The sequence below is a fragment of the Novosphingobium sp. YAF33 genome, from assembly GCF_052113265.1.
GTDB lineage: Bacteria > Pseudomonadota > Alphaproteobacteria > Sphingomonadales > Sphingomonadaceae > Novosphingobium.
In genome coordinates this window covers 132,346-158,660 of the sequence record NZ_JBFRCW010000006.1, presented here as the reverse complement: position 1 = coordinate 158,660, position 26,315 = coordinate 132,346, and the positions used below count along the sequence as shown (strand labels likewise).

The 26,315-nt window shown below is 66.5% G+C and carries 27 protein-coding genes and 1 tRNA gene; 17 read left to right on the top strand and 11 right to left on the bottom strand.

The features are described from left to right. Positions 1–12: 12 nt before the first annotated feature. Positions 13–1,320, bottom strand: coding sequence for a cytochrome P450 (locus AB4Z00_RS13550; protein WP_442046308.1), 1,308 nt, complete (start codon positions 1,318–1,320; stop codon positions 13–15). Between the two features lie 178 nt (positions 1,321–1,498). Between AB4Z00_RS13550 and AB4Z00_RS13545 the strand changes: the two genes are divergently transcribed. Beyond that, positions 1,499–2,767, top strand: coding sequence for an amidohydrolase family protein (locus AB4Z00_RS13545; protein ID WP_132263934.1), 1,269 nt, complete (start codon positions 1,499–1,501; stop codon positions 2,765–2,767). 271 nt (positions 2,768–3,038) lie between these two features. After that, complete coding sequence (locus tag AB4Z00_RS13540) at positions 3,039–4,148, top strand: hypothetical protein (protein ID WP_442046307.1); 1,110 nt, start codon at positions 3,039–3,041, stop codon at positions 4,146–4,148. Here the strand turns inward: AB4Z00_RS13540 and AB4Z00_RS13535 are convergent. After that, a complete protein-coding gene (locus AB4Z00_RS13535) occupies positions 4,145–4,867 on the bottom strand; it encodes an extensin family protein (RefSeq protein ID WP_442046306.1) in 723 nt (240 codons plus the stop codon). The genes AB4Z00_RS13540 and AB4Z00_RS13535 overlap by 4 nt on opposite strands. Positions 4,868–5,139: 272 nt before the next feature. On the opposite strand from AB4Z00_RS13535, the gene AB4Z00_RS13530 reads away from it, so the two are divergent. Further along, on the top strand, positions 5,140–6,273 hold the full coding sequence (locus AB4Z00_RS13530) for a phosphoserine transaminase (RefSeq protein ID WP_132263928.1): 1,134 nt from the start codon (positions 5,140–5,142) through the stop codon (positions 6,271–6,273). A gap of 130 nt (positions 6,274–6,403) precedes the next feature. Next, positions 6,404–7,990 carry a phosphoglycerate dehydrogenase gene (serA, locus tag AB4Z00_RS13525; RefSeq protein ID WP_442046305.1) on the top strand — a complete coding sequence of 529 codons (1,587 nt, stop codon included), beginning with the start codon at positions 6,404–6,406 and terminating at the stop codon, positions 7,988–7,990. A gap of 79 nt (positions 7,991–8,069) precedes the next feature. On the opposite strand, the gene AB4Z00_RS13520 is transcribed toward serA, so the two are convergent. Continuing rightward, the gene (locus AB4Z00_RS13520) at positions 8,070–8,825 is read right to left on the bottom strand and encodes an EF-hand domain-containing protein (protein ID WP_442046304.1); all 756 of its coding nucleotides are present in this window, start codon (positions 8,823–8,825) and stop codon (positions 8,070–8,072) included. 287 nt (positions 8,826–9,112) lie between these two features. Between AB4Z00_RS13520 and AB4Z00_RS13515 the strand changes: the two genes are divergently transcribed. The 4 genes from AB4Z00_RS13515 (at position 9,113) to AB4Z00_RS13500 (ending at position 13,467) form a co-directional block, all read left to right on the top strand. After that, the gene (locus tag AB4Z00_RS13515; RefSeq protein ID WP_132263922.1) at positions 9,113–10,264 is read left to right on the top strand and encodes an ATP phosphoribosyltransferase regulatory subunit; all 1,152 of its coding nucleotides are present in this window, start codon (positions 9,113–9,115) and stop codon (positions 10,262–10,264) included. Positions 10,265–10,430: 166 nt separating this feature from the next. Then, positions 10,431–11,720, top strand: a complete 1,290-nt coding sequence (locus AB4Z00_RS13510) for an adenylosuccinate synthase (protein ID WP_132263920.1) — start codon at positions 10,431–10,433, stop codon at positions 11,718–11,720. Positions 11,721–11,724: 4 nt separating this feature from the next. Next, positions 11,725–12,219, top strand: coding sequence for a L,D-transpeptidase family protein (locus tag AB4Z00_RS13505; protein WP_442046303.1), 495 nt, complete (start codon positions 11,725–11,727; stop codon positions 12,217–12,219). A gap of 264 nt (positions 12,220–12,483) precedes the next feature. Beyond that, positions 12,484–13,467 carry a GGDEF domain-containing protein gene (locus AB4Z00_RS13500; protein ID WP_132263917.1) on the top strand — a complete coding sequence of 328 codons (984 nt, stop codon included), beginning with the start codon at positions 12,484–12,486 and terminating at the stop codon, positions 13,465–13,467. 66 nt (positions 13,468–13,533) lie between these two features. Here AB4Z00_RS13500 and AB4Z00_RS13495 read toward each other — a convergent pair whose 3' ends face one another. Together AB4Z00_RS13495 and AB4Z00_RS13490 are read right to left on the bottom strand one after the other, a co-directional pair. Beyond that, positions 13,534–14,322, bottom strand: a complete 789-nt coding sequence (locus tag AB4Z00_RS13495; protein ID WP_442046302.1) for a DODA-type extradiol aromatic ring-opening family dioxygenase — start codon at positions 14,320–14,322, stop codon at positions 13,534–13,536. 28 nt (positions 14,323–14,350) lie between these two features. Next, positions 14,351–14,755, bottom strand: coding sequence for a DoxX family protein (locus AB4Z00_RS13490; RefSeq protein ID WP_132263913.1), 405 nt, complete (start codon positions 14,753–14,755; stop codon positions 14,351–14,353). A gap of 91 nt (positions 14,756–14,846) precedes the next feature. Here AB4Z00_RS13490 and AB4Z00_RS13485 point away from each other — a divergent pair, with 91 nt between their 5' ends. Continuing rightward, complete coding sequence (locus tag AB4Z00_RS13485) at positions 14,847–15,752, top strand: LysR family transcriptional regulator (protein ID WP_442046301.1); 906 nt, start codon at positions 14,847–14,849, stop codon at positions 15,750–15,752. 21 nt (positions 15,753–15,773) lie between these two features. Here AB4Z00_RS13485 and AB4Z00_RS13480 read toward each other — a convergent pair whose 3' ends face one another. After that, positions 15,774–15,965 carry a DUF1674 domain-containing protein gene (locus tag AB4Z00_RS13480; protein ID WP_134095291.1) on the bottom strand — a complete coding sequence of 64 codons (192 nt, stop codon included), beginning with the start codon at positions 15,963–15,965 and terminating at the stop codon, positions 15,774–15,776. A gap of 54 nt (positions 15,966–16,019) precedes the next feature. On the opposite strand from AB4Z00_RS13480, the gene AB4Z00_RS13475 reads away from it, so the two are divergent. Beyond that, positions 16,020–17,249, top strand: a complete 1,230-nt coding sequence (locus tag AB4Z00_RS13475) for an RsmB/NOP family class I SAM-dependent RNA methyltransferase (protein ID WP_442046300.1) — start codon at positions 16,020–16,022, stop codon at positions 17,247–17,249. Positions 17,250–17,429: 180 nt separating this feature from the next. Here AB4Z00_RS13475 and AB4Z00_RS13470 read toward each other — a convergent pair whose 3' ends face one another. Together AB4Z00_RS13470 and msrA are read right to left on the bottom strand one after the other, a co-directional pair. Beyond that, positions 17,430–18,506, bottom strand: a complete 1,077-nt coding sequence (locus AB4Z00_RS13470; protein ID WP_442046299.1) for a choice-of-anchor A family protein — start codon at positions 18,504–18,506, stop codon at positions 17,430–17,432. A gap of 293 nt (positions 18,507–18,799) precedes the next feature. Next, on the bottom strand, positions 18,800–19,345 hold the full coding sequence (msrA, locus tag AB4Z00_RS13465) for a peptide-methionine (S)-S-oxide reductase MsrA (RefSeq protein WP_132263904.1): 546 nt from the start codon (positions 19,343–19,345) through the stop codon (positions 18,800–18,802). A 116-nt stretch (positions 19,346–19,461) separates the two neighbouring features. On the opposite strand from msrA, the gene AB4Z00_RS13460 reads away from it, so the two are divergent. The 5 genes from AB4Z00_RS13460 (at position 19,462) to AB4Z00_RS13440 (ending at position 22,341) form a co-directional block, all read left to right on the top strand. After that, positions 19,462–20,322 (top strand): class I SAM-dependent methyltransferase, encoded by an 861-nt coding sequence (locus AB4Z00_RS13460; protein ID WP_442046298.1) that lies wholly within the window; start codon positions 19,462–19,464, stop codon positions 20,320–20,322. 14 nt (positions 20,323–20,336) lie between these two features. Further along, complete coding sequence (aguB, locus tag AB4Z00_RS13455; protein ID WP_442046297.1) at positions 20,337–21,200, top strand: N-carbamoylputrescine amidase; 864 nt, start codon at positions 20,337–20,339, stop codon at positions 21,198–21,200. A gap of 41 nt (positions 21,201–21,241) precedes the next feature. Next, positions 21,242–21,751, top strand: a complete 510-nt coding sequence (gene folK / locus AB4Z00_RS13450) for a 2-amino-4-hydroxy-6-hydroxymethyldihydropteridine diphosphokinase (protein ID WP_132263898.1) — start codon at positions 21,242–21,244, stop codon at positions 21,749–21,751. Positions 21,752–21,791: 40 nt separating this feature from the next. Next, positions 21,792–21,867, top strand: a tRNA-Lys gene (locus AB4Z00_RS13445). 165 nt (positions 21,868–22,032) lie between these two features. Then, positions 22,033–22,341 carry a hypothetical protein gene (locus tag AB4Z00_RS13440; protein WP_442046296.1) on the top strand — a complete coding sequence of 103 codons (309 nt, stop codon included), beginning with the start codon at positions 22,033–22,035 and terminating at the stop codon, positions 22,339–22,341. A gap of 349 nt (positions 22,342–22,690) precedes the next feature. Here AB4Z00_RS13440 and AB4Z00_RS13435 read toward each other — a convergent pair whose 3' ends face one another. Together AB4Z00_RS13435 and AB4Z00_RS13430 are read right to left on the bottom strand one after the other, a co-directional pair. Then, positions 22,691–22,990, bottom strand: a complete 300-nt coding sequence (locus tag AB4Z00_RS13435) for a YdaS family helix-turn-helix protein (RefSeq protein WP_132263872.1) — start codon at positions 22,988–22,990, stop codon at positions 22,691–22,693. A gap of 51 nt (positions 22,991–23,041) precedes the next feature. After that, entirely contained in the window at positions 23,042–24,004 is a 963-nt protein-coding gene (locus tag AB4Z00_RS13430) for an EamA family transporter (protein ID WP_442046295.1), read from the bottom strand. A gap of 100 nt (positions 24,005–24,104) precedes the next feature. Between AB4Z00_RS13430 and AB4Z00_RS13425 the strand changes: the two genes are divergently transcribed. Continuing rightward, the gene (locus tag AB4Z00_RS13425; RefSeq protein ID WP_132263869.1) at positions 24,105–24,563 is read left to right on the top strand and encodes an Lrp/AsnC family transcriptional regulator; all 459 of its coding nucleotides are present in this window, start codon (positions 24,105–24,107) and stop codon (positions 24,561–24,563) included. A 120-nt stretch (positions 24,564–24,683) separates the two neighbouring features. Next, positions 24,684–25,136, top strand: a complete 453-nt coding sequence (locus AB4Z00_RS13420) for a Rap1a/Tai family immunity protein (protein ID WP_442046294.1) — start codon at positions 24,684–24,686, stop codon at positions 25,134–25,136. Between the two features lie 7 nt (positions 25,137–25,143). Here AB4Z00_RS13420 and AB4Z00_RS13415 read toward each other — a convergent pair whose 3' ends face one another. Continuing rightward, the gene (locus AB4Z00_RS13415) at positions 25,144–26,313 is read right to left on the bottom strand and encodes an acyltransferase family protein (protein WP_442046293.1); all 1,170 of its coding nucleotides are present in this window, start codon (positions 26,311–26,313) and stop codon (positions 25,144–25,146) included. Positions 26,314–26,315: the final 2 nt, after the last annotated feature.

Genomic DNA, 26,315 nt, shown 5'->3' with positions numbered 1-26,315 from the left:
CTGCCGCTTCGGCTACGACGCTGGCGGTGACGTCACGTCCCAGACGATCGGCAGGTTGCGGATCGACAGCAGCCCCGGGAACACGGCCGTGTCCGCGCCCGGCTTCACCCGGAATTCGGGAATGCGCGCGAACCATTCCTCCAGCAGCAGCCGCAGCTCGCGCCGCGCCAGGTGCGCGCCGAGGCAGATGTGCACCCCGCCCACGAACGTGAAGTGACGGTTGGCCTTGCGCTCGGGATCGAAGGTGCGCGGGTTCTCGAAATGGGCAGGGTCGAAATTGCCCGAGGGGTTGAGGCAGGAGAACGAATCGCCCTTGCGCACCTGGATCCCGTGCCACTCGAAGTCCCGGGTGGCGGTGCGGGCGGACGAGAGGATCGGCTGCGTGCGCAGGAATTCCTCGACCGCCGAGTTGATCAGCGCCGGATTCTCGCGGAGGCGCCGCTGCAGGTCAGGCTGGAGCGCGAGACGGCGGAACATCTGGGCGATGGTGGCCGCCACGGTATCGAGGCCGCCCAGCCAGAGGAACCACACCATGCCGATCTTCTCGTCCTCGGTTGGCGGGCGGCCTTCGGCCTGGCCGCCGATCCTGCCGTGGACGATGGCGGAGACGAGGTGCTCGTCGGGTTCCGCTTCCTTCTCGGCGATGAAGCCGCGCAGGAATTCGAGCACGCCGCGCAGTGCGGCCTGCATCTTTTCGAGGCTGCCGGAATGGAGGATGTCCCATTCCCAGTCGAGGAACTGTTCGAACTTCTCGTCGGGAAAGCCCATCAGGCCCATGAATATCCGCACCGGATAGACCCGTGCGAAGTCCCAGGCCATGTCGACCTCGCCCTTGCCCGCCACGGCATCGATCATCTCGGTCACCACGTCGCGGATGCGCGGTTCCAGCTCGCGCGTGATCCGGGCAGGCGAGAAATAGGGCATCAGGTAGAGCCGGTACTTCTGGTGGTCGGGCGGATCGATGGCGAGGGGGATCGACTTGAAGGTCTCGCCGATCAGCCGCTGGAATTCGGCCGTGCCCGCGTTCGAGAAATGCGCATTGTCGGTATAGACGCGCTCGATGTCCTCATAGTGGCTGACCACCCAGTTGCCCTGCTGCCGCCCGCTGATTGCGCCCAGGCCGTGCCGGGCCGGCGGCGCGTAGAGCAGGCGCGGGATCTCCGGGCCGGAAAGCCAGCCGCAGGGCTCATAGGGATCCAGGAGGTCGTTGGGCTCGGTGCCCATGGCAAAGCCCAGGTCGACGATGCGATCCTTCGGAACGTTGTCCGGGGCGGCATCGAAATCGACGCGGATGTCGTCGAGCGTTCGGATTTGTGGCATGATGTTCTCTCCCGAGGCCATGGATGCCCGGGCATCCCCCGCGCGGCAAGGCGCAGCGCAGCGCGCGCGCCGTTCCCGGCAGGGGTTGCGGCCATTCATCGTCTCGGCGTTGGGCTCTCGATTGACCCGCAGCCCCCGAGGTTGCGACATGAGCCCCAATTGTTTTGGGAGACAGGCCATGGCTGATGGCGACACGAAGGAAATGCAGGAATCTGCGCGCAAGTACTGGTCGGCGGAAGGCTATACCAAGGGCGGAGTGATCCGCGAGGTTGACTACGCAACCCAGTCCGGCGGCCTCGATCCGACGCTGGAAGGCATCAAGATCGTCGATACGGACACGCACCTCAGCGAACCGCCAACGCTGTTCACGGACCGCGCGCCGGTGGGCCTGAAGGCCAAGATGCCGTTCGTGAAGCGCGATGCCGACGGGGTGGACCGCTGGTACATCGGTGACCGCAACTGCGGCTCGCTGGGCGGCAACGTGATCCGCAAGGACAACAACAAGCTGCTCGGTCGCCTGGCCTTCCCCACCCTGGAGGAAGCCCATCCGGGTGGTCACGAGATCGCCCCGCGCCTGAAGGCGATGGACGACATGGGCGTCTATGCGCAGATCTGCTTCCAGAACTCGGGCATCACCCAGGCGGGCATGCTGATGACGCTGGGCGATGATGATCTCGCCGTCACGATCATGAAAGTGTTCAACGATTTCAACGCCGAATATCAGCGCGACTCGGGCGAGCGCCTGTTCCCGATGGCGCACCTGCCGTTCTGGAACAAGGCGGAGATGGAAAAGGAAGCGCGCCGCTGCATCGACATGGGCCTGCGCGGCTTCGTGCTGCCCGATACGCCCGAGCGCGTCGGCGTGCCCAGCTTCAACCATGAATACTGGACGCCGTTCCTCGAAATGATCGACGCGGAAGGCATTTCGCTCAACTTCCACCTCAACGCCGCGATCGATCCGAACACCCTGACCTGGGAAGGCTTCGCTTTCGAACAGACCCTGTCGGTGGTCGCGACGATGTTCTCCATCGGCAATGCCGCGACGCTGGGCAACTGGATGGTCTCGGGCCGACTCGACCGTCACCCGAACCTCAAGATCGGCCTGATCGAGAGCGGCATGGGCTGGGTGCCTTTCGCCGTGGAAGCGCTGGAGCACCAGTTCCAGGAAATGCTCCCCAGCAAGCGCAACGTGCTGAAGAAGCAGCCCTGGGACTACTTCCGCGACCACTTCAAGTGCACCTTCTGGTTCGAGAAGATCGCGCCCAAGCTGCTGCTGGAAACCATCGGCGTCGACAACGTGATGTTCGAAACCGACTTCCCGCACCCGACCTCGCTCTATCCGGGCGTGCAGGCGCATATCAAGGACGTGCTGGGCGGCTACGATTACGCGGTGAAGAAGAAGGTCCTCCAGGACAACGCGGTCAATTTCTACAAACTGCCGTTTTGAGTAGATCGAAAGCCTGAAGCCGTGCCGGGGCGAGCAGTCGCTCCGGCACTGTTCAATCCGGTTCGGTTGTTTCTGATGCGGCGATCGCGCGCAGGCGTGCTACGAAGCCTTGATAATCTTGTATTTTACTACATGCTAATGAGTAATCGCTGGATCGTGCCCCGTTCCGGTCCTCGTTCCATCCTCGCCCCTGGAGGAGATCGTGATGCTCATTCTACCGCTTCTGCTGCTGCAAGCCGCCGACTCGGCGAATAAGGCGCCCCCCGTTCGGGTGTCGCCGGCCCAGGACGAATTCGCGGATTCGATGGTAACGGTCACCGGGCGCAGCCTGCGCTCCACGGCGGCCTCGCTGGAACAGTGCCTCGCCCGGCGTTGCACGCCCGCCGAAGACATCGCTGCCTCCATGGAGCATGCGGAGAACCAGCTCGTCGCCGGTGAGATCCAGGGCGCGCGTAAAACGCTCATAAAGTCTCGCTCCCGCAACAAGCGCTATGCCGAAAGCCTGCCCAGGGAAGTAAGCGGATTGCTGCAGTTCGATGCGGACGTCGCTTCATTGCTGGGCATGCCGGACTATGGGCGAATAGCGACATTCGATTCGATCGATGCCTTGAAGGCAGGCTTGCCGGCCGACGATCCCTCCATTGCCGCCAAACGCCTGACGGTGGCCGACGTTTTCCTGCGACAAGGCAAGTATTCCGCGGCAGTTCACATGTACGATGCGGTAGCGCGGCGCGCGGAGGAATCGGGCTGGCCGGCGGTGCAGGGTGCCGCCATGTTCCGCTCGCTGCGGTTCTATGCCATGGCTGCCAGCGTCAATCCGGCTTATGCCTATGAAAGCCGAAAGCGCTACGCGGCTTTGCGCGAGACGACAGATCCCGCCATGAAGCCCATGCGCGATGCGGCTCATGCCCTGACCGCCAGGCTCAAGCTCCTTTCGGACAAGGATGCAAACGTGGATGAGGTCATGCGGGGGCTGGCCGGGGTCAAGGTTTCGACGCCGCTCCTGATCTATGCGCCTTCGGTCGAATTGGGGGCGGGCTCGTCCGCCGAACTCGGCTATGTCATGCCGACCGCGGGGGCGAGCCAATGGGTCGATTTCAACTATCGGATCGGCCCGGACGGGGCGGTTCGGGATGTGGAGATCGTGTCTCAGGCCCCCAAAGTAAGCTCAGGGCTGATCGCCACCATGAAAAAGGCCCTGGTCGGGCGCCGCTATGCGCCGCTTGACCTTCCGGCCGACTCCACCGGTATGCTGCGCCGGGAGCGCTTCATGGTCGTAGCCGATACGGCACAAGTCACGAACACGCGGCTCAACCTGAAGGCCGGCCTGCCGAAACTGATGACGATGGACCTGACCTCCAAAATGAACGCGAAGCCTTAGCGGCAGAAGTTCGCGCCGTCCGCTTCGAGGTGGAAGTGGTTCTTGTGGGCTTCGTTGTAATCGGGGCCGAGCGTGGTGCCGAAGCGTTTGCAGGCGCTGTCGTGGACGACGCGCAGGAAGCGGCGTTCGGCGGGGGTGCCGTTGCTCCAGTCGCCCAGCACGGTGATGCGGCGGCCGTCGGCCAGGACGAAGCCGGACACATCGATGGCATTGGCGGTGGCATGGCCTGAGCGGCGCGCGGTACCGGCGACATTGCGGCAGTTGTAGCTGCCATAAGTCTCGATGCTCAGGATGCGGCTGCCGAGGATCTGCTGCGCCGCCCGGTCGACGCCGTAGCGCGCCCAGGCTGCGAAGGGCGTGGCCGTGGTGCAGGTCACGGGGCCGAGGTTGGTCACCGATACGGTCGCGCGGTCGGTGTTCAGGGCCGAGAGTTTCACCGTGCCCAGGGTGGAGCAGCCGTTCCCATAGTAGCGGTCCGTCACGGGCGTGAAGACGGCGTTCTGCGCGCCGAGCGTTGCCATGCACTGGCGCAGTTCGCGGGAAGGCGGCGGCGCGGCGGGGCGCGACTGGGCCGAGGGGCGGGCGCCTCGTCCGCGCGGCTGTTCCGCGCGATCGATGCAGCCGCTCAGAACCGCCGCCAGCGGCAGCAGCAGCGAGAGGCCCAGCGAAGACCGTGAAGGCAGCAATCGGTGCGGCGGCGTCATAATCCGGGGCGTCATCATCGCGTCCAAGCATCCGGGACTGGCGTGAACGGGAGCTTACCCGGCCAGCCATGAGGCGGGAAACGCGCGGCGCGCGGTTTTCCACCGAATAGCGAATGCGCGGAATTCCGCTGGTTTTGCGCATGGAAGCACTGCGAAAGATCGAAAACGGGAAACGATCTGGCGCAAGCGGCCGGAGAATCGTTTGACAAATTTCCCGGCCTCTTTAGACGCAGCGCCGGGCCACGCGGTCCCAACGCCGCGCGTGCTCTCTGTAAGGAGAGTCAGAAATGACTGATATTATTAGCGTACCCGCGCGCAAACCTGCGCGTCCTCACTTCTCTTCCGGTCCCTGCGCCAAGCCGCCCGGATATGCCCCCGAAAAACTGAACACCGAAGCGCTCGGTCGCTCGCACCGCGCCAAGATCGGCAAGACGCGCCTTGCGTACTGCATCGATCTGATGCGCGAAGTTCTGCAGCTGCCCGACACGCATCGCATCGGTATCGTCCCCGGCTCCGACACCGGCGCCTTCGAGATGGCCATGTGGACCATGCTCGGCGCCCGCGGCGTGACCGCGCTGGCCTGGGAAAGCTTCGGTGAGGGCTGGGTTACCGACGCCGTCAAGCAGCTCAAGCTGGAACCCACCGTGTTCCGCGCCGACTACGGCCAGCTGCCCGACCTCGACAAGATCGACTGGTCCGACGACGTGCTCTTCACCTGGAACGGCACCACTTCGGGCGTGCGCGTTCCGGACGCCAACTGGATCCCGGCCGACCGTGAGGGCCTGTCCTTCGCAGACGCCACGTCGGCGGTCTTCGCCTACGACATCGACTGGTCCAAGATCGACGTTGCCACCTTCTCCTGGCAGAAGGTCCTGGGCGGCGAAGGCGGCCACGGCGTGCTGATCCTCGGCCCCCGCGCGGTCGAGCGCCTTGAAAACTACACCCCGGCCTGGCCGCTTCCCAAGGTGTTCCGCCTTGTCTCGAAGGGCAAGCTGGCAGAGGGCGTGTTCAAGGGCGAAACCATCAACACCCCCTCGATGCTCGCCGTCGAGGACGCGATCTTCGCTCTGGAATGGGCCAAGGGCCTGGGCGGTCTCGAAGGGCTGAAGGCCCGTTCGAACGCCAATGCCCACGCGCTGGACAAGATCGTCGCCGAGCGTGACTGGCTGAGCCATCTGGCAGTCGACAGCGGCACCCGCTCCAAGACCTCGGTCTGCCTCTCCGTCGAAGGCGCCGATGCCGACTTCATCAAGAAGTTTGCAGCGCTCCTCGAAAAGGAAGGCGCGGCCTATGATGTCGCCGGATACCGCGATGCCCCTCCGGGCCTGCGCATCTGGTGCGGCGCGACCGTGGACACGGCCGACGTCGAGGCTCTGGGACCGTGGCTCGACTGGGCCTACGCGACCGTCAAGGCCGGCTAAACCATTCCACGTCGTCCCGGACTTGATCCGGGACCGCTGACGGAGCCGAAGCCAAACCACCGGCGAAGCTCCGTCAACACTTCCACCGATCCCGGATCAGGTCCGGGATGACGAGTGAAGGAATAATTCCATGACCAAGCCCCGCGTCCTCATTTCGGACAAGATGGATCCCAATGCCGCCCGTATCTTCGAGATCCGCGGCTGCGACGTAGACGTCATCACCGGCGAGACCCCCGAGCAGCTGATCGCCCGCATCGGCGATTATGACGGCCTTGCCATCCGCTCGTCGACCAAGGTCACCAAGGAAATCCTCGCCGCCGCGAAGAACCTGAAGGTGATCGGCCGCGCCGGTATCGGCGTGGACAACGTCGATATCCCGGCCGCTTCGGCCCAGGGCGTCGTGGTGATGAACACGCCGTTCGGCAACTCGATCACCACTGCCGAGCACGCCATCGCCATGATCTTCGCCCTCGCGCGCCAGATCCCCGAAGCCAACGCGCAGACCCAGCAGGGCCTGTGGCCGAAGAACGGCTTCATGGGCGTTGAAGTCACCGGCAAGACGCTGGGCCTGATCGGCGCGGGCAACATCGGCTCGATCGTCGCCAGCCGCGCGCTCGGCCTGAAGATGAAGGTCGCCGCCTTCGATCCGTTCCTGACGCCTGAGCGCGCCGTGGAAATGGGCGTGGAGAAGGTCGATCTCGACACCCTGCTCGAACGGGCAGACTTCATCACGCTGCACACGCCGCTGACCGACCAGACCCGCAACATCCTCTCGGCCGAGAACCTGGCGAAGACCAAGAAGGGCGTGCGCATCGTCAACTGCGCCCGCGGCGGCCTGATCGACGAAGCCGCGCTGAAGACCATGCTCGACAACGGCCACGTCGCCGGTGCCGCGCTCGACGTGTTCCAGACCGAGCCCGCCAAGGACTCGCCGCTGTTCGGCACGCCGAACTTCATCTGCACCCCGCACCTCGGCGCCTCGACCACCGAAGCCCAGGTCAACGTGGCGCTCCAGGTTGCCGAGCAGCTGGCCGACTTCCTGGTAAATGGCGGCGTCACCAACGCGCTGAACATGCCGTCGCTCTCGGCCGAGGAAGCGCCGAAGCTGAAGCCTTACATGAAGCTGGCCGAAATGCTGGGTTCGATGGTCGGCCAGCTGACCCGCGACTCGGTTCCCCGCATCTCGATCCACGTCGAGGGCGCCGCTGCCGAACTGAACCAGAAGCCGATCACCGCCGCCGTGCTGGCCGGTTTCCTGCGCGTCCAGTCGGACACGGTGAACATGGTCAACGCCCCGTTCCTCGCCAAGGAGCGCGGCCTTGAAGTGCGCGAAGTGAAGACCGAGCGCGAGGGCGACTACCACACGCTGATCCGCGTTTCGGTGAAGACCGAAGCCGGCGAGCGTTCGGTGGCCGGCACGCTGTTCAACAACGTCGAGCCGCGCCTCGTCGAAATGTTCGGCATCAAGGTCGAGRCCGAGCTGGCCGGCGACATGATGTACATCGTCAACGAAGACGCCCCCGGCTTCATCGGCCGCATCGGCACCCTGCTGGGCGAGAACGCGATCAACATCGGCACGTTCAACCTCGGTCGCCGTGACACCGGCGGCGAAGCCGTGCTGCTGCTCTCGGTCGACAGCGCCGTGTCGGAAGACGTGCTGAAGGCGGCCACCGCACTTCCCGGCGTGAAGACGGTCAAGGCGCTCAAGTTCGCCTGATCGTTCACGTTCAAGGCTCTTGACGCAAAAAGGGGCCGGCATCTTCGGATGTCGGCCCCTTTTCTGTGTCCCGGGTGCTTTACTGGCCTGACGGGGGCGGGCCCATCGGCGGCATGCCGCGCGGCCCCATGCCGCCCGGGCCATCGCGGCCGCTGCCCCTGGGGCGCAGTTCCTGCATCGAGAGATAGCCGTCCTTGTCCGTATCGGCGGCCTCGAACTTCGCGCCTTCGTAAGCCAGGAGTTCCTCCAGCGAGACGCCCGCGTCGTAATTCGTGTTGGCCCTGGCGATCAGCGTGCCGGAGATCGGCTCGATCAGGTTGCCGAGCAGGGCATCTTCATCGTCCCTGCCGGAGCCCAGGTCGGGGGCGATCACTTCCAGGACCTGGCCGGCGCGATCGCCCACCGCGCCGCGTTCGTCAGTGGCGAGCGAGCCCATCTGCTGCTGCCAGGCGGTGAACTCCGCCATCGAGATCGTGCCGTCGCCATTGGCGTCGACTTTGGCGAAGCGGCCCCTGATCGCGGCGTCGCGCCGGGCGTTCACCAGGGCGTGGAATTCCTCCAGCGTGGCCAGTCCATCATGGTTGGTATCGGCTTCGCGGAACATGGCGGTGACGATCTTGTCATAGCGCGCGCGGGAGATCGGCTTCGGGGCGCGGGGCTTTCCGCCGCCGCCGGATCCCCCGGGAGGGGCGCCCCCCGGACCACCGCCGCCGCCCATTCCGCCGCCTCCACCCATTCCGCCCATTCCCCCCATGTCGTCGCCGCCTCCCATCTGGGCATGGGCAGGCGTCTGGATGAGCAGCAGGGGCAGGAGAAGCAGGGAAATCTTGCGCATGGACCTCGACCGTTGTTCGCAGGGCAGGGCAGGACGCAGCGGGCAGGACAGCCGGGCTCGGTCGCGAGCTGGGCGCATGCCTGGCGGTCCGGCCCATGCAGGGATGGGCTGTGACTGGATGTGTCGTCCCGCCAGACGATGCCGGCGGGATAGCGTCATGGCCGGCGTTTGTTGACAGGAAATTTCACGCAAATTGTCGCAGGCTTTCGCTTTCTGGCGACAGATGCATCGCAGGGGGCAGGTGTCATTCGACATTTCCCGCCCACCCCGCTAAGGGCGCCACCATCATGCAGGACAACGACCGCGATCTCTTGCCCGAAGGACTGGGCGACCGTCTTCCGCAGCAGGCCTGGGCCTCCCAGCAAGTGCGCCGCATGGCGCATGACGTGCTTCAGGGCCATGGCTACGAGCGTGTCGAAACGCCGCTGATCGAATTCGAAAAGGCGCTGGCCAGCCGCATGGCCGGCGTGCAGGTGCGGCGCATGTTCCGCTTCGTCGATTCGGTGTCGATGCGGATGCTGGCGCTGCGTTCGGACATGACCGCGCAGATCGCCCGCATTGCCGCCACGGGGCTGGCGGAAGCGCCGCGCCCGCTGCGCTTGTCCTATTCGGGACAAGTCTGCACCATCAAGGGCGACGGCCTCGATCCGCGCCGTGAGCATCTCCAGCTCGGCGCCGAGCTGATCGGCACCGATTCGGTCGCTGCCGCCGGGGAAGTGGTGGAACTGGCGATCGAAGCGCTGCGCGCGGCCGGGGCCACCGGGATCTCGGTGGACTTCACGCTGCCCGATATTGTCGACACCCTTTCCGCAGAAGCGCTGCCGCTGCCGGAAGCGCGGATCGGCGCGGTGCGCCAGATGCTCGACGCCAAGGATGCCGGCGGCCTCGTCGACGTGGGCGGCGAGGCTTATCTGCCGCTGCTCTACGCGGTCGGTCCTTTCGCCAGCGCGATCGAGCGTCTTGCCGCCTTCGACACGCCTGGTGAAGCCGGCGTCGTCGGCAGTGCCGGGGCGCTCGCCAGCCGCATCGCCGGCTTGCGCGAGATCGCCGCGCGCGTGGGCGACAAGGCCCGCATCACGCTCGACCCTTCGGAGCGGCACGGCTTCGAATATCAGTCGTGGTTCGGCTTCACGATCTATGCCGAGGGCATCTCCGGCAGCCTCGGCCGGGGCGGCACTTACCGGATCCTCGGCCAGACCGGGCATCACCCGGAAGCGGCGACCGGCTTCTCGCTCTATCCCGATCCGCTGGTGGACCTGCTGGCTGCCGAGCCGCAGGCGCAGCGCAAGCTGTTCCTGCCGCTGGGCCACGACCCGCGCGTGGCCGGGCAGCAGCGTGCCATCGGCTGGACCACCGTGGCGGCGCTGGCCGAAAGCGACGATCCCGTCGCGCTCGGCTGCTCGCACCGGCTGGACGGCGCAGAGGCTGTCGCGCTCTGATATCGGCCGATCGGGTCCGGGATCACGGCCCTTGACTAGCCATGCGCCTTGCCACTAGGGCGCGGACGAAAAGCCGGGGCGCTTCCGCCCCAATGAAAATCCATATCGCCGAGACCTGTCGAAGGGCGTTATAGGATCCACCGTGGCAGGGTGGAGGAGTATATCCATGGCCAACGTAACCGTGATCGGCGCCCAGTGGGGCGATGAGGGCAAGGGCAAGATCGTCGACTGGCTGGCAAGCCGCGCCGACGCCGTCGTCCGTTTCCAGGGCGGCCACAATGCCGGCCACACGCTCGTCGTGGGCGAGCAGGTCTACAAGCTCAGCCTGCTGCCCTCGGGCATCGTCACCGGCACGCTGTCGATCATCGGCAATGGCGTGGTGCTCGATCCCTGGCACCTCAAGTCCGAAGTCGAGAAGCTTCGCGGCCAGGGCGTAGAGATCAATCCGGACAACTTCGCGATCGCGGACAATTGCCCGCTGATCCTGCCGCTTCACCGCGACCTCGACGGCCTGCGCGAAACCGCTGCCGGTTCGGGCAAGATCGGCACCACCGGCCGCGGCATCGGCCCGGCTTACGAGGACAAGGTCGGCCGCCGCGCCATCCGCGTCTGCGACCTTGCGCACCTCGATGCGCTGGAGCCGCAGCTCGACCGCCTTTGCGCGCATCACGACGCACTTCGTGCCGGCTTCAACCAGCCGCCGGTCGATCGCGAGGCACTGATCAACGAACTGCGCGAGATCGCGCCGTTCGTGCTCCAGTTCGCGCAGCCGGTGTGGAAGCGCCTGAACAAGGTCCGCAAGGCCGGCGCCCGCATCCTGTTCGAAGGCGCGCAGGGCGTGCTGCTCGACGTCGATCACGGCACGTATCCCTTCGTCACCAGCTCGAACACGGTTTCGGGCACGGCGGCTTCGGGTTCGGGCCTCGGCCCCTCGGCCACCGGCTTCGTGCTGGGCATCGTCAAGGCCTATACCACCCGCGTCGGCTCGGGCCCGTTCCCGACCGAGCTGGAGGACGAGACCGGCCAGCGCCTCGGCGAACGCGGCCATGAATTCGGCACCGTCACCGGCCGCAAGCGCCGCTGCGGCTGGTTTGACGCCGTGCTCACCCGCCAGTCCTGCGCGATCTCCGGCGTCACCGGCATCGCGCTGACCAAGCTCGACGTGCTGGACGGCTTCGAGAAGGTCCGGATCTGCACCGGCTATCGCCTGAACGGCAAGGTGCTGGACTACTTCCCCAGCCACGCCGCCGACCAGGCCAATGTCGAGCCGATCTACGAGGAAATGGACGGCTGGCAGGGCACCACCGCCGGCGCCCGTTCCTGGGCCGATCTGCCCGCACAGGCGATCAAGTACATCCAGCGCGTGCAGGAACTGATCGAAACCCCGGTGGCGCTGGTCTCCACCAGCCCCGAGCGCGAGGACACCATCCTCGTGCGCGATCCCTTCCTGGATTGATGCGGTGCGGCGCGGGTTCAGACTCGCGCCGCTCCTGCTTTTGCTGGGCGCCGCGGAAGCCGAGCCTGCTCTCCAGCTCCCCCCAATCGACCTGATCCGCGTGCGCAAGGCGGCGCGGACCATGGAGCTCTGGTCCGACGACCGGCTCGTCCATGTGATCGAGCACATCCAGCTCGGCGATGCGCCCATCGGCCCCAAGCGCTTCGAAGGCGACGAGCGCACCCCCGAAGGTCGCTACGAGATCGACTGGGGCAATCCGCAAAGCGCCTATCACCTCTCGCTCCACATCTCCTACCCTAGTGCCGGGGACCGGGCCTATGCCCAGGCTCGCGGCCGTTCGGCGGGGGGAATGATCATGATCCACGGCCAGCCCAACGACCTCGAGACCGGCCGAGTGCGCGGCGACTGGACGGACGGCTGCATTGCCGTCTCCAACCCGGAGATCGAGGCGCTCTACGAAACGGTGCCCGATGGCACGCCGATCGAGATAAACCCCTGATATTGCGATCACACCTGCCGCCCGCTCTCGAAAATTGATGTAGATTGCATTCCACGGACGACGACGGGCGTTTTTAGGAATTCAATCCTGCTCCAGGGATGTCTACGTGGATAGGGAGCCGCCGCCGGGAATCGGCACGAATGCCTTGCGCGTGGCTCAAGCGCCCTTTCGAGATCGGGTGCCGGCAGGTCGAACCGCCGGTTTTCGGTCAGTGGATCAACATCGCCAGGGCCCTTGCGGCCATGGCGCGGTCGGAACGCCTCTATGCTCCCCCAAACCATCCTCAACGACGAGCAGGGCCGCCTCGCGGCGCTGCGCAATCTCGACGTGCTGGACACCGAACCGGAAGAAGCGTTCGAACATGTCGTCTCGCTGGTGCGGGCCGTGCTGGGCGTGCCGATGGCCGCCGTCACCCTGGTCGATGCGGATCGGCAGTGGTTCAAGGCGCGCAGCGGRCTGGATGTGGCCGAGACGCCGCGCAATGTCTCGTTCTGCACCCATGCGATCCAGCAGACCGCGCCGTTCCTGATTTCCGACGCCAGGCTCGATGCGCGCTTCGCCAACAATCCCTTCGTCGCCACCGACCCCGGCGTGCGCAGCTACGCGGGCATCCCGCTGCTGACGCCGGAAGGCTACAATATCGGCGTGCTCTGCGCGATCGACGACAAAGTGCGCGATTTCAACGAGGCGGAAGTCGCCATCCTCGGCAACTTCGCGCGCATCGTCATGAACGAGCTGGAATTGCGCCGCATCGCCGAGCGCGACCAGCTGACCGGCGCGCTCACGCGCCGCGGCTTCGTGGACAAGGCGAAGCAGGAGATCGCGCGCTTCCGCCGCTATGGGCGGCCCTGCTGCCTGGTGCTGATCGATCTCGACCACTTCAAACAGGTCAACGACACGCACGGCCATCCGGCGGGCGATGCGGTGCTGCGGGAAATGGCGGCCACGGTGGTCGGCTCCACGCGCCCCGTCGATTTTCTCGGCAGGCTGGGCGGCGAGGAGTTCGCCGTGCTCCTTCCGGAAACCGGCCCCGGTGAAGCGCTCGCGGCGGTGGAACGGTTCCGCGAGACTTTGGCGGAGCACGACATCCCGCTGCCCGGCGGCATGAGCATCCGCGTCACCGCCAGTTTCGGCATCGCGCCCCTGAGCGAGGCGATCGGCAGCGTCGAGGACTGGCTCGCCGCGGCGGACGGCCCGCTCTATGCCGCCAAGCGCGGCGGGCGAAACCGCTGCGAATTGCTGCACTGAGGAAAGAGCGAGGATCCGGGGCCCGGACGCTGGGAATGCCCCCGGACCCCCGCGACTTCCCTTGTCTCAGTCGAACCGGAACGCCGAGATCGCGGTCTTGAGCACGAGGTCCGAATAGACCTTCTCGCCCGCACCTTCGGCCGCACCAGCGGCGACCATCAGCGGCAGGAGGTGTTCCTCACGCGGGTGGGAGAAGCGCCCGCCGGGTGCTTCGGCCCAGTGCGACAGCGCTTCGGCGCGGTTTTCGGCGCCGGATCCGGCGGCCCGGGTCAACCATTGGTCGAAGGTCTGGGAGGGCTCGGTGGAGGCTGGATTGCCGTAGCCGCGCATGTTGTGGAAGCTCATGCCCGATCCCAGGATCAGCACGCCTTCATCGCGCAGCGGGGCGAGCGCGCGTCCGGCGGCAAGATGCAAGGCCGGGTCGAGCGAGCGGTCGAGCGACATCTCGACGACGGGGACGTCGGCCTCGGGCCAGGCCACCTTGAGCGGAACGAACACCCCGTGGTCATAGCCGCGCTGCGGGTCCGGGGCGGCCGCGAAGCCTGCCTCGCGCAGGAGCTGGCTGGCGCGGGCGGCCAGGGCAGGCGATCCGGGCGCGTCGAACCGCAGTTCGTAGGTGTGCTGCGGGAAGCCGTAGTAGTCGAACAGCAGCGGCGGCTGCTCGGCGCCGGTGAAGGCGAAGCCCTCGGTTTCCCAGTGTCCCGAGACCACCAGGATGGCCTTGGGTGCCTCTGGCAGGCGCGCGGGAAGGCCTTGCAGGAACGCGGCCATGGAGGCCCAGTTGCCCTGCGGGTCGGGCATGAAGAAGCAGGGGCCGCCGCCGTGAGGGATGAAGAAGGTGGGTTGGCGGGTCATGGATCGCGTTCCTTTCAGAGCGGAAGCCTCAGCGCCGGGTCGGCACGAGCGCGTGGGCGCCGTCGCCGATCAGGGCCAGGACGAGGAGGGCAATGGACCAGAAGGCGGGATATTCCCAGCCGCCGCCCTTGCCATCGAAGAAGAAGCCGTTGGCTCCATGCACCATGACGATGGTGCCGAGCAGCAGCGGGATCAAGGCCAGCGCCACGGCGCGGGCGTAGATGCCCAGGATCAGCGCCAGGCCGCCGAGCAGTTCCGCCGCCATGGTCACATAGGCAAGCGCCGGCGGCAGGCCGAGGCTGCCGAAGAAGCCGGCCGCGCCGGCCGGGGTGAAGACGAACATCTTGAGCGAGAAGTGCGCCAGGAACAGCACGCCGAGCGCGACGCGCAGGATGAACGCGCCGTAGGGGCTGGTGGAAGGGGTAGATGTCATGGGGGGCTTCCTTTCGAAGACTCCTCTAGACCTTCGCCCCGCTGGTGATAATCATGCCATGCGTTGAATGACTTTCTACCAGGGGTGTTGAATGGACCGGCTGAAAGGCATCGAAGTCTTCGTGAAGGCGATCCGGCTCGGCGGCCTCTCGGCGGCGGCGCGGGACCTTTCGATGTCGCCGGCGATGGCGGCCAAGCACCTCAATGCGCTGGAGCAGCGCCTGGGCGCGACCTTGGTGAACCGCACCACGCGGCGGCTGGCGCTGACCGAAGTGGGCGCGGCCTATCTCGACAAGGCGGAGCGCGTCCTGGCCGAACTGGAGGATGCCGATGCCGAGGCGATGGCCCAGTCCGCCGCAGTGGAGGGCCTGCTGCGCGTCTCCGGCCCGGCGGCTTTCGGCAGCGCCTACCTGGCGTGCCTCGTAACGGAATTTCACGCGCTCTACCCGGCCGTCACGGTCGAGCTTGGCCTCAACGACCGGGTGGTGGACCTGCTCGAAGAGCGCTGGGACGTTGCCGTGCGCATCGGCCGACTGGCGGACAGCAACCTGGTGGCGCGCAAGCTGGCGCCGGTGCGCATGGCGATCTGCGCTGCGCCCGCCTACCTCGCACGGCACGGCAGGCCGCAGTCCGTCGAGGATCTCGCAGGGCATGAGTGCCTCGGCTACACCCTGGGCAACGAGACCGGCGCCACGCGCTGGGGCTTCGGCCGCGACGGCAGCCGCGCGGTCGCGGTGCGCGGCAGTCTGCACGCCAACAACGGGCAGGTTCTGGCCCAGGCGGCGGAGGCGGGCATGGGGCTCGTCTACGGCCCGCGCTTCTTCGTGGACCGCGCCATCGCCGCAGGGAGGCTGGTGGAACTGGACCTGGGCGCCGAACTGCTCGACCTCGGCGCGGTCCACGCCGTCACGCACCGCACCCGGCGGCCGGCGGCGAAGACGAGGGCCTGGATCGACTTCCTGGTCGAACGCCTGCCGCCGATGGCGCGGGACTGGTAGGCCGTCCCCGGTAGCGGGGAATCAGAAGTCGATGGCGATGCCGTTGCGCACCCAGTCGCCGTAGCGGGTGGGCGAAATCCCGTCGGGGTCCTGCTCCTCCTGCGCGGCCCCTGCCGTTTCTGCGGCCGGCGGGGAGGGCTGGGGCGCGGGGTCGTTCGTCCAGTGGGTGGGCTTGGTGAAGCCTTCGGGACGTTGGGTGGCGCGCTGTGTCATTCAGCCCATGTGGTGGAGGTAGCGTCAAAACGCAATCCGCTATAGGGGCAGGCGATGGACATTCCCGGCCTTCCGGCGCGCCGTGCCGCGCTCAACCTTATCGATGCCGTGCTGCGGCGGGGCGAAACGCTCGACCAGGCGGGCGGCTCCGCGCTGGCCCGTGTCAGCGGCGATGCCGACCGGGCGCTGGCCCGCGCCATTGCCGGCGAAGTGCTGCGCTGGCGCACCGACCTCGACGAACTGATCGACAGCGCCACGCGTCTGCCGCTCGCCCCCGATGCCAAGGCGCGCGCCGTGCTGCAGATCATGCTGGCGCAAGTCCTGCGGCTGGAAACGCCTGCTCACGCGGTGATCGCCACCGGCCTGCCGCTGCTGATGGGCGGCCCGCGCCGGCTGGCGCATGGCGTGTTCTCCACCCTGACCAAGAACAGCGTCACGCTTCCCGACGTGCCGACCCTGCCCGAGGACGTGGCCGGGCGCTGGGGCGTGCGCGCCGAGGCGATTGCTGCCGGTCTGGCCGAGCCGCCGCCGCTCGATCTGGCGCTGCGCTATCCCGGGCAGACCGCCGAATGGGCCGAGCGCCTTGGCGGCACTTCCCTGATGGCCGGCCATGTTCGTCTGGCACGCGGCACCGCGGTCGAGCATCTCGAAGGCTTCCGCGACGGCGCCTGGTGGGTGCAGGACCTTGCCGCCAGCCTGCCCGCGCGGCTGCTCGGCGCGGGTGAGGGGCGCAAGGCGCTCGATCTCTGCGCTGCGCCGGGCGGCAAGACGCTGCAACTGGCGGCGGCGGGCTGGCAGGTCACCGCGATCGACAATTCCAAGCGCCGCCTCGAACGCCTGCGCGACAACCTCAAGCGCATCGGCCTGGAGGCCGAAGTGGTGCAGGCCGATGTCCTGACCTGGGAGCCCGAGCAAAAGTTCGACGCGATCCTGCTCGACGCCCCTTGCACTGCCACCGGCACGGCCCGCCGCCATCCCGACGTGCTCCACCGCATCGCCGGGCGCCAGATCGAGGACATGACCGCGATCCAGGAAAAGATGCTGGAACGCGCTGCGGGCTGGCTCAAGCCGGGCGGGCGGCTGGTCTATGCGGTCTGCTCGATGGAACCGGAAGAGGGCGAGGAACAGGCGGACAAGGTCTCGCTGACGCCGGTTCCGGTCACGGCATCGGAATTGCCGCAAGGGCTTTCTCCCACGGCCGAGGGCTGGGCGCGGACCGATCCGGGGATGCTGGCCGATGTCGGCGGGCTGGACGGGTTCTTTATCGGAAGGTGGCAGAAGTAAGGGGAAGTTCTGGGGGATCATCCCCCAGGCCCTCGAAATGTTAGCGTGGCGCGCTGCCTGGCGATCGAGCGCTCCTGGCGGCGCAGCCATTAAGCCTACCGACGCGGCCATGGGCGCACGACGAATACGTGGTGCGTGACCTCGACATTATTGGGGTGCAGGAGCGATGGCCCCTGCTTCTCAGGCTGCGACGGCGCGCCGACGACGCCAGAACACCAGCGCACCGAGGCCCATCGCGAAGAGGCCGATCATGCCCGGCTCCGGCACATCGGTGCTGCCGCCCGAGCTGCTGCCGCCACCCGAGCTGGTCGAGCTGCCCGGATCGCCCGGCGTGTAGCCGCCGGTATAAGTGCCGACATGCATCTCGCCGTTCTGGACGAGATTGCCGAACACGGCCGAACCCTGGATGTAGTTCGACGTGGTGGCATTGGCGCCCGGCGCCAGCACCGAGCCGCCCCAGGCGGTGGTGAGCGCGAGGTTTTCCGCCTCGTAGAAGTTCCAGACGACGTGCTCGCCCAGGTTGGCGGTACCGCCGAGGAAGTTGTCGTCCAGCTTGATCGAGGTGCCTGAGACGTTGACGATCGCGGTGTCCGCGCCGTTCAGGTTGAACTTGATCTCGCCGATCTTGTCGAGGTCGGCGGCGGAGATGTTGAACACGGCCACGCCGCCCGCACCCGGCTGGGCATTGAAAGTGCCGGTGTTGCCGCTGATCGAGAGCTGGCTGTTGGCCGTCTCGGTGCTCATCGAATGGCTCAGGCCCTCCATCGAGGTGCCGATGAGGCTCTTCTGCTGCGTGAGGTTCTGGGCGAACTGCGGATCGCTGGAGGCCAGGCCCGAAGTGACGGTGTTGTTGTTGACGTTGGTGTTGCTGATCGTGCCGCCCACCAGCACCGTCTGCGCCGCGCCGTTGAGGTTGAGGCCGCTGTTGACGTTGCCGCCGACGATCGCGCCCGAACCGTTGTTGAGGTTCTTGTAGCCGCCATTGACGTCGCCCACCACGGTCAGCCCCGGCGTTCCGGTGCTGGAGGCGGGAAGGGCGGTGATCTGGTAGTTCGAGGCATTGCCTTCGAGATTGCCGCCGACGAACGTGCGACCCTCGACTTCGGAGGACGAGGTGAGGTCGCCCAGCACCACCAGGTTCCAGGTCTTCAGCACGTCGATCCCGGCGATCATGCCCGAGGATGCGAGCACGGGGCTGGCCGCGAAGGCGACGGCGGCAACAGCGACGGAAAGCGACAGCTTGCGGAGACGGGACATGATGGGACTCGCCAATGGAACGGATCGATAGGCGAGCTAAGTACTTGTCCGGGAAGGTTTGGATATGGTTCGTTTCGCCGTGTCTCATGGTGAGACACGGCGAAAGCGAATGCCTTACGCGAAGTGGGTAGAGCCACCCAGTTCGTCATTGCGAGGAGGCGAAGCCGACGAAGCAATCCAGAGCGGCACGGAACTGCCCCTGGATTGCTTCGCTACGCGCGCAATGACGAAGGACGGGATGGCTTCCGCCACGTCCGTCGCCACACAGTCCGAAGCCCCGAAGAGCAGGCGCTTCAGCCCTTGACCTTGTTCTGGAAGCTCTTGCGCAGCTTCATCAGCTTGGGCGGGATGATCGCGAGGCAATAGGGATTCCGCTGGCCTTCGCCGTCCCAGTATTCCTGGTGATAGTCCTCTGCGGGATACCACGCCTCGTTCTGCCTGCCCTCGGCAAAGCCCTCGATCGTGGTGACGACCTTGCCGGCGTTGTCCTGGTTCGAACGGGCGAGCGCGGCCTCGGCCTCGGCGGCCTGGGCATCGTCGAGCGGGAAGATCGCCGAACGGTACTGCGTGCCCACATCGTTGCCCTGGCGGTTGAGCTGCGTCGGGTCATGGGTGCCCATGAACACGTCGAGCAGGTCGCCATAGGACAGCACGGAAGGGTCGTAGTTCACCTTGATCGCCTCGGCATGGCCGGTGTCGCCGCCGCAGACCTGCTTGTAGGTCGGGTTGGCCACGGTGCCGCCGATATAACCGCTTTCCACGGAGTCCACGCCGATGACGTCGCGGAACACCGCTTCGGTGCACCAGAAGCACCCGCCTGCAACGATTGCCGTTTCCATTGTCTTGAATGTCCTCATGAGGGGGAATTTGTCGCTAGATAGGTACACTGGGACGGCTTGTCATTGGGGCGTCGGAAACTAGGTTCAGGACTGACCAGCTTCCACGGGAGAATCGCATGCGCCGCGCCCTCATCGCCCTTTCGTCCCTTCTCGGCGTCATCGCCATGCCCGGCGCCGCCACCGCTGCCGACGAAACCACCGAGGCGGAATCCTGCAAGGGCTGCGAGGCGCTGCTCGAACTCGCCGCCTCCAATCCTTCGCGCAAGGAAGACCGCGCGCGTGACAAGTATCGTCACCCGGTGGAAACGCTCAGCTTCTTCCGCGTCGCGCCGACCATGAAAGTGGGCGAATATGCGCCGGGCGGCGAATGGTACTCGCGCCTGCTCGGGCTCTACCTCGGCCAGCAGGGGCACCTCGTCGGCCTCTACTTCAACCCCGAGGCCCCGGCCTTCAAGCCCGAGACCCGGGAGGGCATCCGCAAGGGCGCCGCGAACTACCCGGCAGACGTGGCCAAGTTCACCGGCATGCCGGCCGACAAGTTCGCCGCCTACACGCTCGGCGCCATCCCCCAGGGCGAGAAGGGCACTTTCGACGTCATCGTCGTCCCGCGCATGATGCACAACCTGCTGCGCTGGAACATCGCCGGCAGCGAATTCGCGGCCATGCGCGACCTGCTCAAGCCCGGCGGCCTGATCGGCATCGAGCAGCACCGCGCCCGCCCGGACGCCCCGGCCGACTATGCCGACGGTTCCAAGGGCTACTTGCGCGAGGCCGACGTGATCCGCTTCATGAAGGACAACGGCTTCGATCTCGTCGCCCAGTCCGAGATCAGCGCCAATCCCAAGGACACCGCGAACTGGCCGGACGGCGTCTGGACCCTGCCGCCCAGCCTGGCGCTGAAGGACAAGGACCGCGACAAGTACCTCGCCATCGGCGAGAGCGACCGGATGACCCTTCTGTTCCGCAAGCGGGACTGATAGAGGCCCCCTCCATGACCGAAATCACCGTCGCCGCGCTTCAGCTCGCGCTCAATTCCGCGGACGAGGGCGAGAATATCGCCGCCGTCTCCGCGCTCGTCGAGGAAGCCGTCGCCAGGGGCGCGCAGATCGTGCTGCCGCCCGAGCTGTTCTCCGGCCCCTACTTCTGCAAGGTCGAGGAAGAGGAACTCTTTGCGCTCGCCCGCCCGACCGCCGAGCATCCTTCGGTGATCGCGATGAAGGCACTGGCGGCGAAGCTGAAAGTGGTGATCCCCACCAGCTATTTCGAACGCGACGGCCACCACTACTACAACACGCTGGCGATGATCGGCGCCGATGGCGAGATCATCGGCACTTACCGGAAAAGCCACATTCCCGACGGCCCCGGCTACGAGGAAAAGTACTACTTCCGCCCCGGCAACGACGGGTTCAAGGTATGGGACGTACTCGGCACCAAGGTCGGCGTCGGCGTCTGCTGGGACCAGTGGTATCCCGAATGCGCGCGCGTGATGGCGCTGATGGGCGCGGAACTGCTGTTCTACCCCACCGCGATCGGCTCGGAGCCTTATGACGCGACGCTGGACACCAGCCGCATGTGGCGCCGGGCGATGGTGGGCCACTCGGTGTCCAACTGCATGCCGGTGATCGCCGCCAACCGCATCGGCGTCGAAACCGAATGCGGCACCGAGCAAACCTTCTACGGTCACTCGTTCATCACGGACGAATGGGGCGATTACGTCGCGGAATTCGGCAAGGAGGAAAGCGGCGTGCTGGTCTCCACGATCGACCTTGCCCGCGCCGCAAAGCACCGTGCCGGCATGGGCTTCTTCCGCGATCGCCGTCCGCAACTCTACACGCGCATTGCGCAGGATATCTGATACACCCTCGACAGTTACGACATCATCGGGGGACATCGGCCTTGGCCAAGCACCAGTATCTCGTCGCGCTCGGCTCGAACATGCGCCATCCGCGCCACGGCGGCCCCCGTCAGGTGCTCGCCGCGGCGCTGGCCGCGCTCGATAGCGGCAAGTATGAGGTGCTGGCTGCCTCGCCCATCATCGAGAGCGCGCCGCTCGGCCCCTCGCGCCGCCGCTATGCCAATGGCGTGGCGCTGGTGCGCAGCAAGCGCGAACCCGACGAGATGCTGCACAAACTGCACAAGCTGGAAAACAAGTTCGGCCGCCGCCGCATGGGCCAGGCCTGGGGCTCGCGGGTGCTGGACCTCGACCTCGTGCTCTGGAGCGGCGGTCCCTGGGCGGGCGGCGAGGGCGAGAAAAGCCTGATTCTGCCGCACCCTGCCTTCCGCAGCCGCGATTTCGTGCTCGGCCCGGCGCGGCGGATTGCGGGGCCCTGGCGCGATCCTTTGACGGGTCTCACCATTAATCAGCTTCATGCCCGCTTGACCAAGCCTCGCCCTGCCCTTAGGTGACCCCTTCCGCAGCCGCTTCGCCGGCCGCGCCCGGCAACGGGGGCCCTTAGCTCAGTCGGTAGAGCAACTGACTTTTAATCAGTAGGTCGCTGGTTCGAACCCAGCAGGGCTCACCACCGTTTTTGCCGCTTTCCGGACATTCCGGCGGCTTTCCAGGTCGCTGCTCTTCGCCTCGGTGCTGCCTTGCGGCGCCCCTGCGATCGAGCGCGATATATCGTTCTTTTTCGGAACTCTCCGGCATTTGTGCGTTAGATTTATAACGGCCAGAAAAGGAGAGAGCGATGTCGATCGGCGTGGAACAGAAGAGGCTGCATCAGGACCTCAAGAACGTGGGGCTTCGTGCGCAGGCGACGGCGGCGGGGCTGGTGCAGCTTTGCAAGGAGCTGCAGGCCGTGGGCGTGCTGGGCGATGCCGCCGTCAGCCGCGTCAAGGAAGCGATCGCCAACGAGATCGCTCTCACCGCGCCGCGGCCGATACTGCGAGAGGATTTTCGCCGGGATGTCTGCGCGCGTCTGGACGCGATTTTCTCCGGCGCGGAGAAGCTCGGTCCCGCCGAGGAAATGCCCTTCGCGCAGCAGCAGATGGAGTAACGGCCCGATCTGGGTGGCCCCAGACAAGCAGAGGTCTCCCGCGCATTCGGGGAGACTTTGCGGCAGTGCGATCTCGCAACTGCGAGATTTATTTTTGCGCGCAGGAACAAAGACATCGCCAATGACTTAAGTCACTGCCGGGCGCAGTTGCGAACCCTATCCCGCACCCACGGGATGCGCGCGCGGCAATTTAGGAACGCTTCCCGTCGGTCGCCATCGTGCACTTTCGGAATGCATTTCGGACTGGACCCAATCCTTCGGGCCCCGCGGATTTTCCGTGGGGCCTTTCTTTTTGCCCGAGGTCACCGAGATCAGAGCGCCGGGATCAGAGCGCCCGGGAGCGCCGGGATCAGAGTGCGGTGGGGCGCTTGCCTTCGGGATTGCCGAGGTGTTCGATCTGCGCTTCGGTCAGGTTTTCGCTGAAGGCGGGCGAGAGCTTGCGCTCCAGGCGGCGGCACATGTCCGAATGGGCGATCAATGCGCGGGCCGTCTCGCGCAGGGTGGCATAGTCCAGCGGCGCTTCGCCGGAGATCCATTCGCGCACGTCGCGTTCGGCGATGCCGAGGTGCCGGGCCAGCGCGCGCTGGCCGCCAAGGGCGTCGACGGCCTGTGAGAAGATGGCGAGTTGGATATCGGAGGCTTGCGGCATGTGGGGAGGCATGGGCGTAATCGGCGCCGCGCGCAAGCGGCGCCGGGCCGGTCAGGCCTCGCTACCGACAGGTTTCGTACCGGCCCCGGAATTCCCGGGCTCTCCGGAGGCTGCGCCGGTGCCCGCGGTGAGCGTGGTGCCGATCGTGGCGCCGACGATCGCGGCAATGCCCAGCCACTTGGCCAGGGGCAGCACTTCGCCCAGCAGCAGGGCGCCGGTCAGCGCGCCTACGGCCGGTTCGCCGCTGGTGAGGATGCCGAAGCTCTTGGTCGGCAGGCGGCGCAGCGCGAACATCTCCAGGGAATAGGGGATGGCGCTGGAGAAGATCGCCACGACCAGCGCTATGGCCAGGACATGCGGCTGGATCATGGCCATGCCGGCCTGGGCGATGCCGAAAGGCAGGGCGACGAGCGCGGCCACGGTCATGCCGTAAGCGGGCGCGGCGGCGCCCAGGGCCTCGCCCGCGCGCTTGCCCATGAGGATGTAGGCCCCCCAGAACACCCCGGCGGCCAGAGCGAGCAGCACGCCTGCAGGGTCGAGGGCATGGTCGATGGCCCGGGGGGCGGCGGCGGCCTCTGGCGAGGCGGAGATCGGCACCAGCAGCGCCAGGCCCGCGATGGCCAGCCCGATCCAGGCGAGGTCGATGCGGCGGCGCGAGGAGAACGTTGCCACGGCCAGCGGGCCGGTGAATTCGGTGGCGAGGGCGATGCCGAGCGGGATGCGCTGGATCGCGAAGTAGAACAGCATGTTCATGCAGCCCAGCGCCAATCCATAGGGCAGGGCGGCGCGGAGCATCTGCCGGTCCAGCGGTTTTCGCCAGACGCGGAACACGCCGCAGAGGATGGCCGCCGCCAGCGCCAGGCGCAGCGCCGTCGTGCCGGCCGGGCCGGTCACCGGGAAGAGCGACTTGGCCACCGAGGCGCCCCAGCAGATCGAGACCATGGCCGTCGCCACCGCGGCAAGCGGCGCGAAGTCATTGGAGGAGGAACGCGTTGCTATGCGGCGAATGACCATGGAACCCTCGGCTGGAATCGGCGATGCTTTTATCCGGGGACGGCGATAAAAGCGGTCTATGATTGCCGCGCGGCGATAATATTTATCGGAGATCAGCCTCATGCCCGATGCGTTCGACTTGCGCATCCTTACCGAGCTTCAGCGCGACGCGCGGATTTCCATGCCGGACCTCTCCGAGGCGGTCGGGCTTTCCGCTCCCGCCTGCTATCGCCGCGTCAGGACGCTGCGCGAGCAAGGCGCGATCGAGCGGGAAATGGCGCTGGTCTCGCCCCGGACGATGGGCTGGCTGGTGACGATGATCGTGCTGGTCTCTCTGGAGACCGACAAGGGCCGCGTGGTGGACGACCTGGTCGCCCGGCTTCGGCAGACCCGCGAGGTGATCGATGTCTGGTACGTCACCGGCGACCACGACCTGGTGCTGCAGGTGGCGGCGCAGGACATGGCGCATTACGATGCCTTCTCGCGCCGGGTGCTTCACGGCGAGGAACACGTCCGCGCGTTCAAGACGCTGGTGGTGATGCAGCATGCGAAACGCGCGGCGGCATTGCCGGCGGCCTAGGTCGGAACCGGCCGGCGAGGCATGAGGGTCGCTGCCCGCTTTCGCAGCAGGCTGCCGGCAGCGATTGACGCGCCGGGGATTTGTCCCAAGGGTTCGCGAATTGGTTGGAGAGACTCGAGAATGAAATCCGTAAAGCTGGCCTGCGTCTTCCTGATCGCTCCGCTTGGCCTGTTCCCCGTTGCCGCGAACGCCAGTTTCTACACCGGCGACGACCTCTATGCGGCCTGCATGACCGAGCGCGGCAGCAATACCTATGTCGAGAAGAGCTACGAATGCATCGCCTATATCACCGGCGCCGTCGATGCCTTCAACACCACGCGCAAGACCAACAAGCTCGACAGCTGCCTGCCGGCGGACGTGACCATCGGCCAGCTGAAGGAAGTCACCATGGACTACCTGGCGCGCAACCCGAACGACCGGAAGGGCTCGGCCTCGGAGCAGGTCTTCAAGGCCACCCGCAAGGCCTGGCCCTGCGCCTCGTCAACGAAAAGCACGCCCCAGAAGAGCACTGGAAAGAAGAGCACGGGCAAGAAGAGCACGGGCAAGAAGACGACTACGAAGAAGAACCGCTAGGGGGCTTCTACTCCGACTCCAGCCGCTCGCGGTTGCGGCGGTGGAAGATGCGTTCGTGGAAGTACCACTGGTAGGGGTAGCGTTCGAGCAGGCGGTAGACGATCTCGGTGAAGACCAGCGTCACCGGGATCACCACGGAGAGGAACAGGGCCAGCGACAGTGCCCAGTGGGCGCTGAACAGGCCGAGGCGCACGAAAAGCAGGCGCGTCGTCAGGTACGTGTAGGGGTGAGCCAGGTAGAGGCTGTAGCTGACGGTGCCGAGGTAGAACGCCGAGGGCCGGTCGAGCAGGCGGCCGGTCACGCTGCCCGGGGCGATGGCCATGTAGAAATAGGCCGAAGTGAAGAACAGCATCGCGTAGTTACGCGGGTCGCCCATGTTCTTCAGCATGAAATCGTAGTGCTGGATCGAACCGAAATAGAGGCACCCGGCGAACGCCAGGGCCTCCAGCGCCGGGCGCCAGGCGGGGGGCGGGCGCAGGCCCCGCTCGTCGAGCAGTCTCGCGCCCATTCCGGTGAGGAAGAAGGCCATGGCCGGGAAACGGTAGACGAGGCCGGCCGCGGTCAGGGCCAGGAGCACGGTCAGCACACGGTCCCCGCGGCGCAGCGCGGTGTGCACCGTCAGGCAGGCCATCGCGTAGAACAGCACTTCGTAGCTGAGGCTCCAGGCATTGGGCGTGAGCTGCTCGGTATGGGTGAGCAGGTTGACCAGCAGCAGCGCCGGCACGATCGATTCCAGCGTGTTCAGTTCGGGCATGGTGCCCGTCGCCGCGTTCACCGCGATGAACAGCAGCGAGAAGGCCAGGAACAGCGGATAGAGGCGGAAGAATCGCCGCAGCGCGAATTCGCGCGCGGAATAGCGCATGACGCTGGGCAGGATCACGTAGCCGCTGATGACGAAGAACAGCCAGACGCCCCAGCGGCCGAAGTTCCACGGTGCCTCGGTAACGGCCAGGTAGGCGGCGTCGTGCGGGTAGATGTTCTCGCCCAGGCCGCCCAGGACATGGGCAAGGAAGACCATCATCGCCGCGACGCCGCGCAGGCCGTGGACGGTGGGGTTGAAGCCTGCGCCGGATCGGGACGCCCTGCCGTCACCCGTCCTTGCGGCATCGGCCGCAGGCGCGGGCGACCCGCCCGGCTCGCGCTCGAGCGGGAGGGCAGTGGCGCAGCTCCGGGTCACAA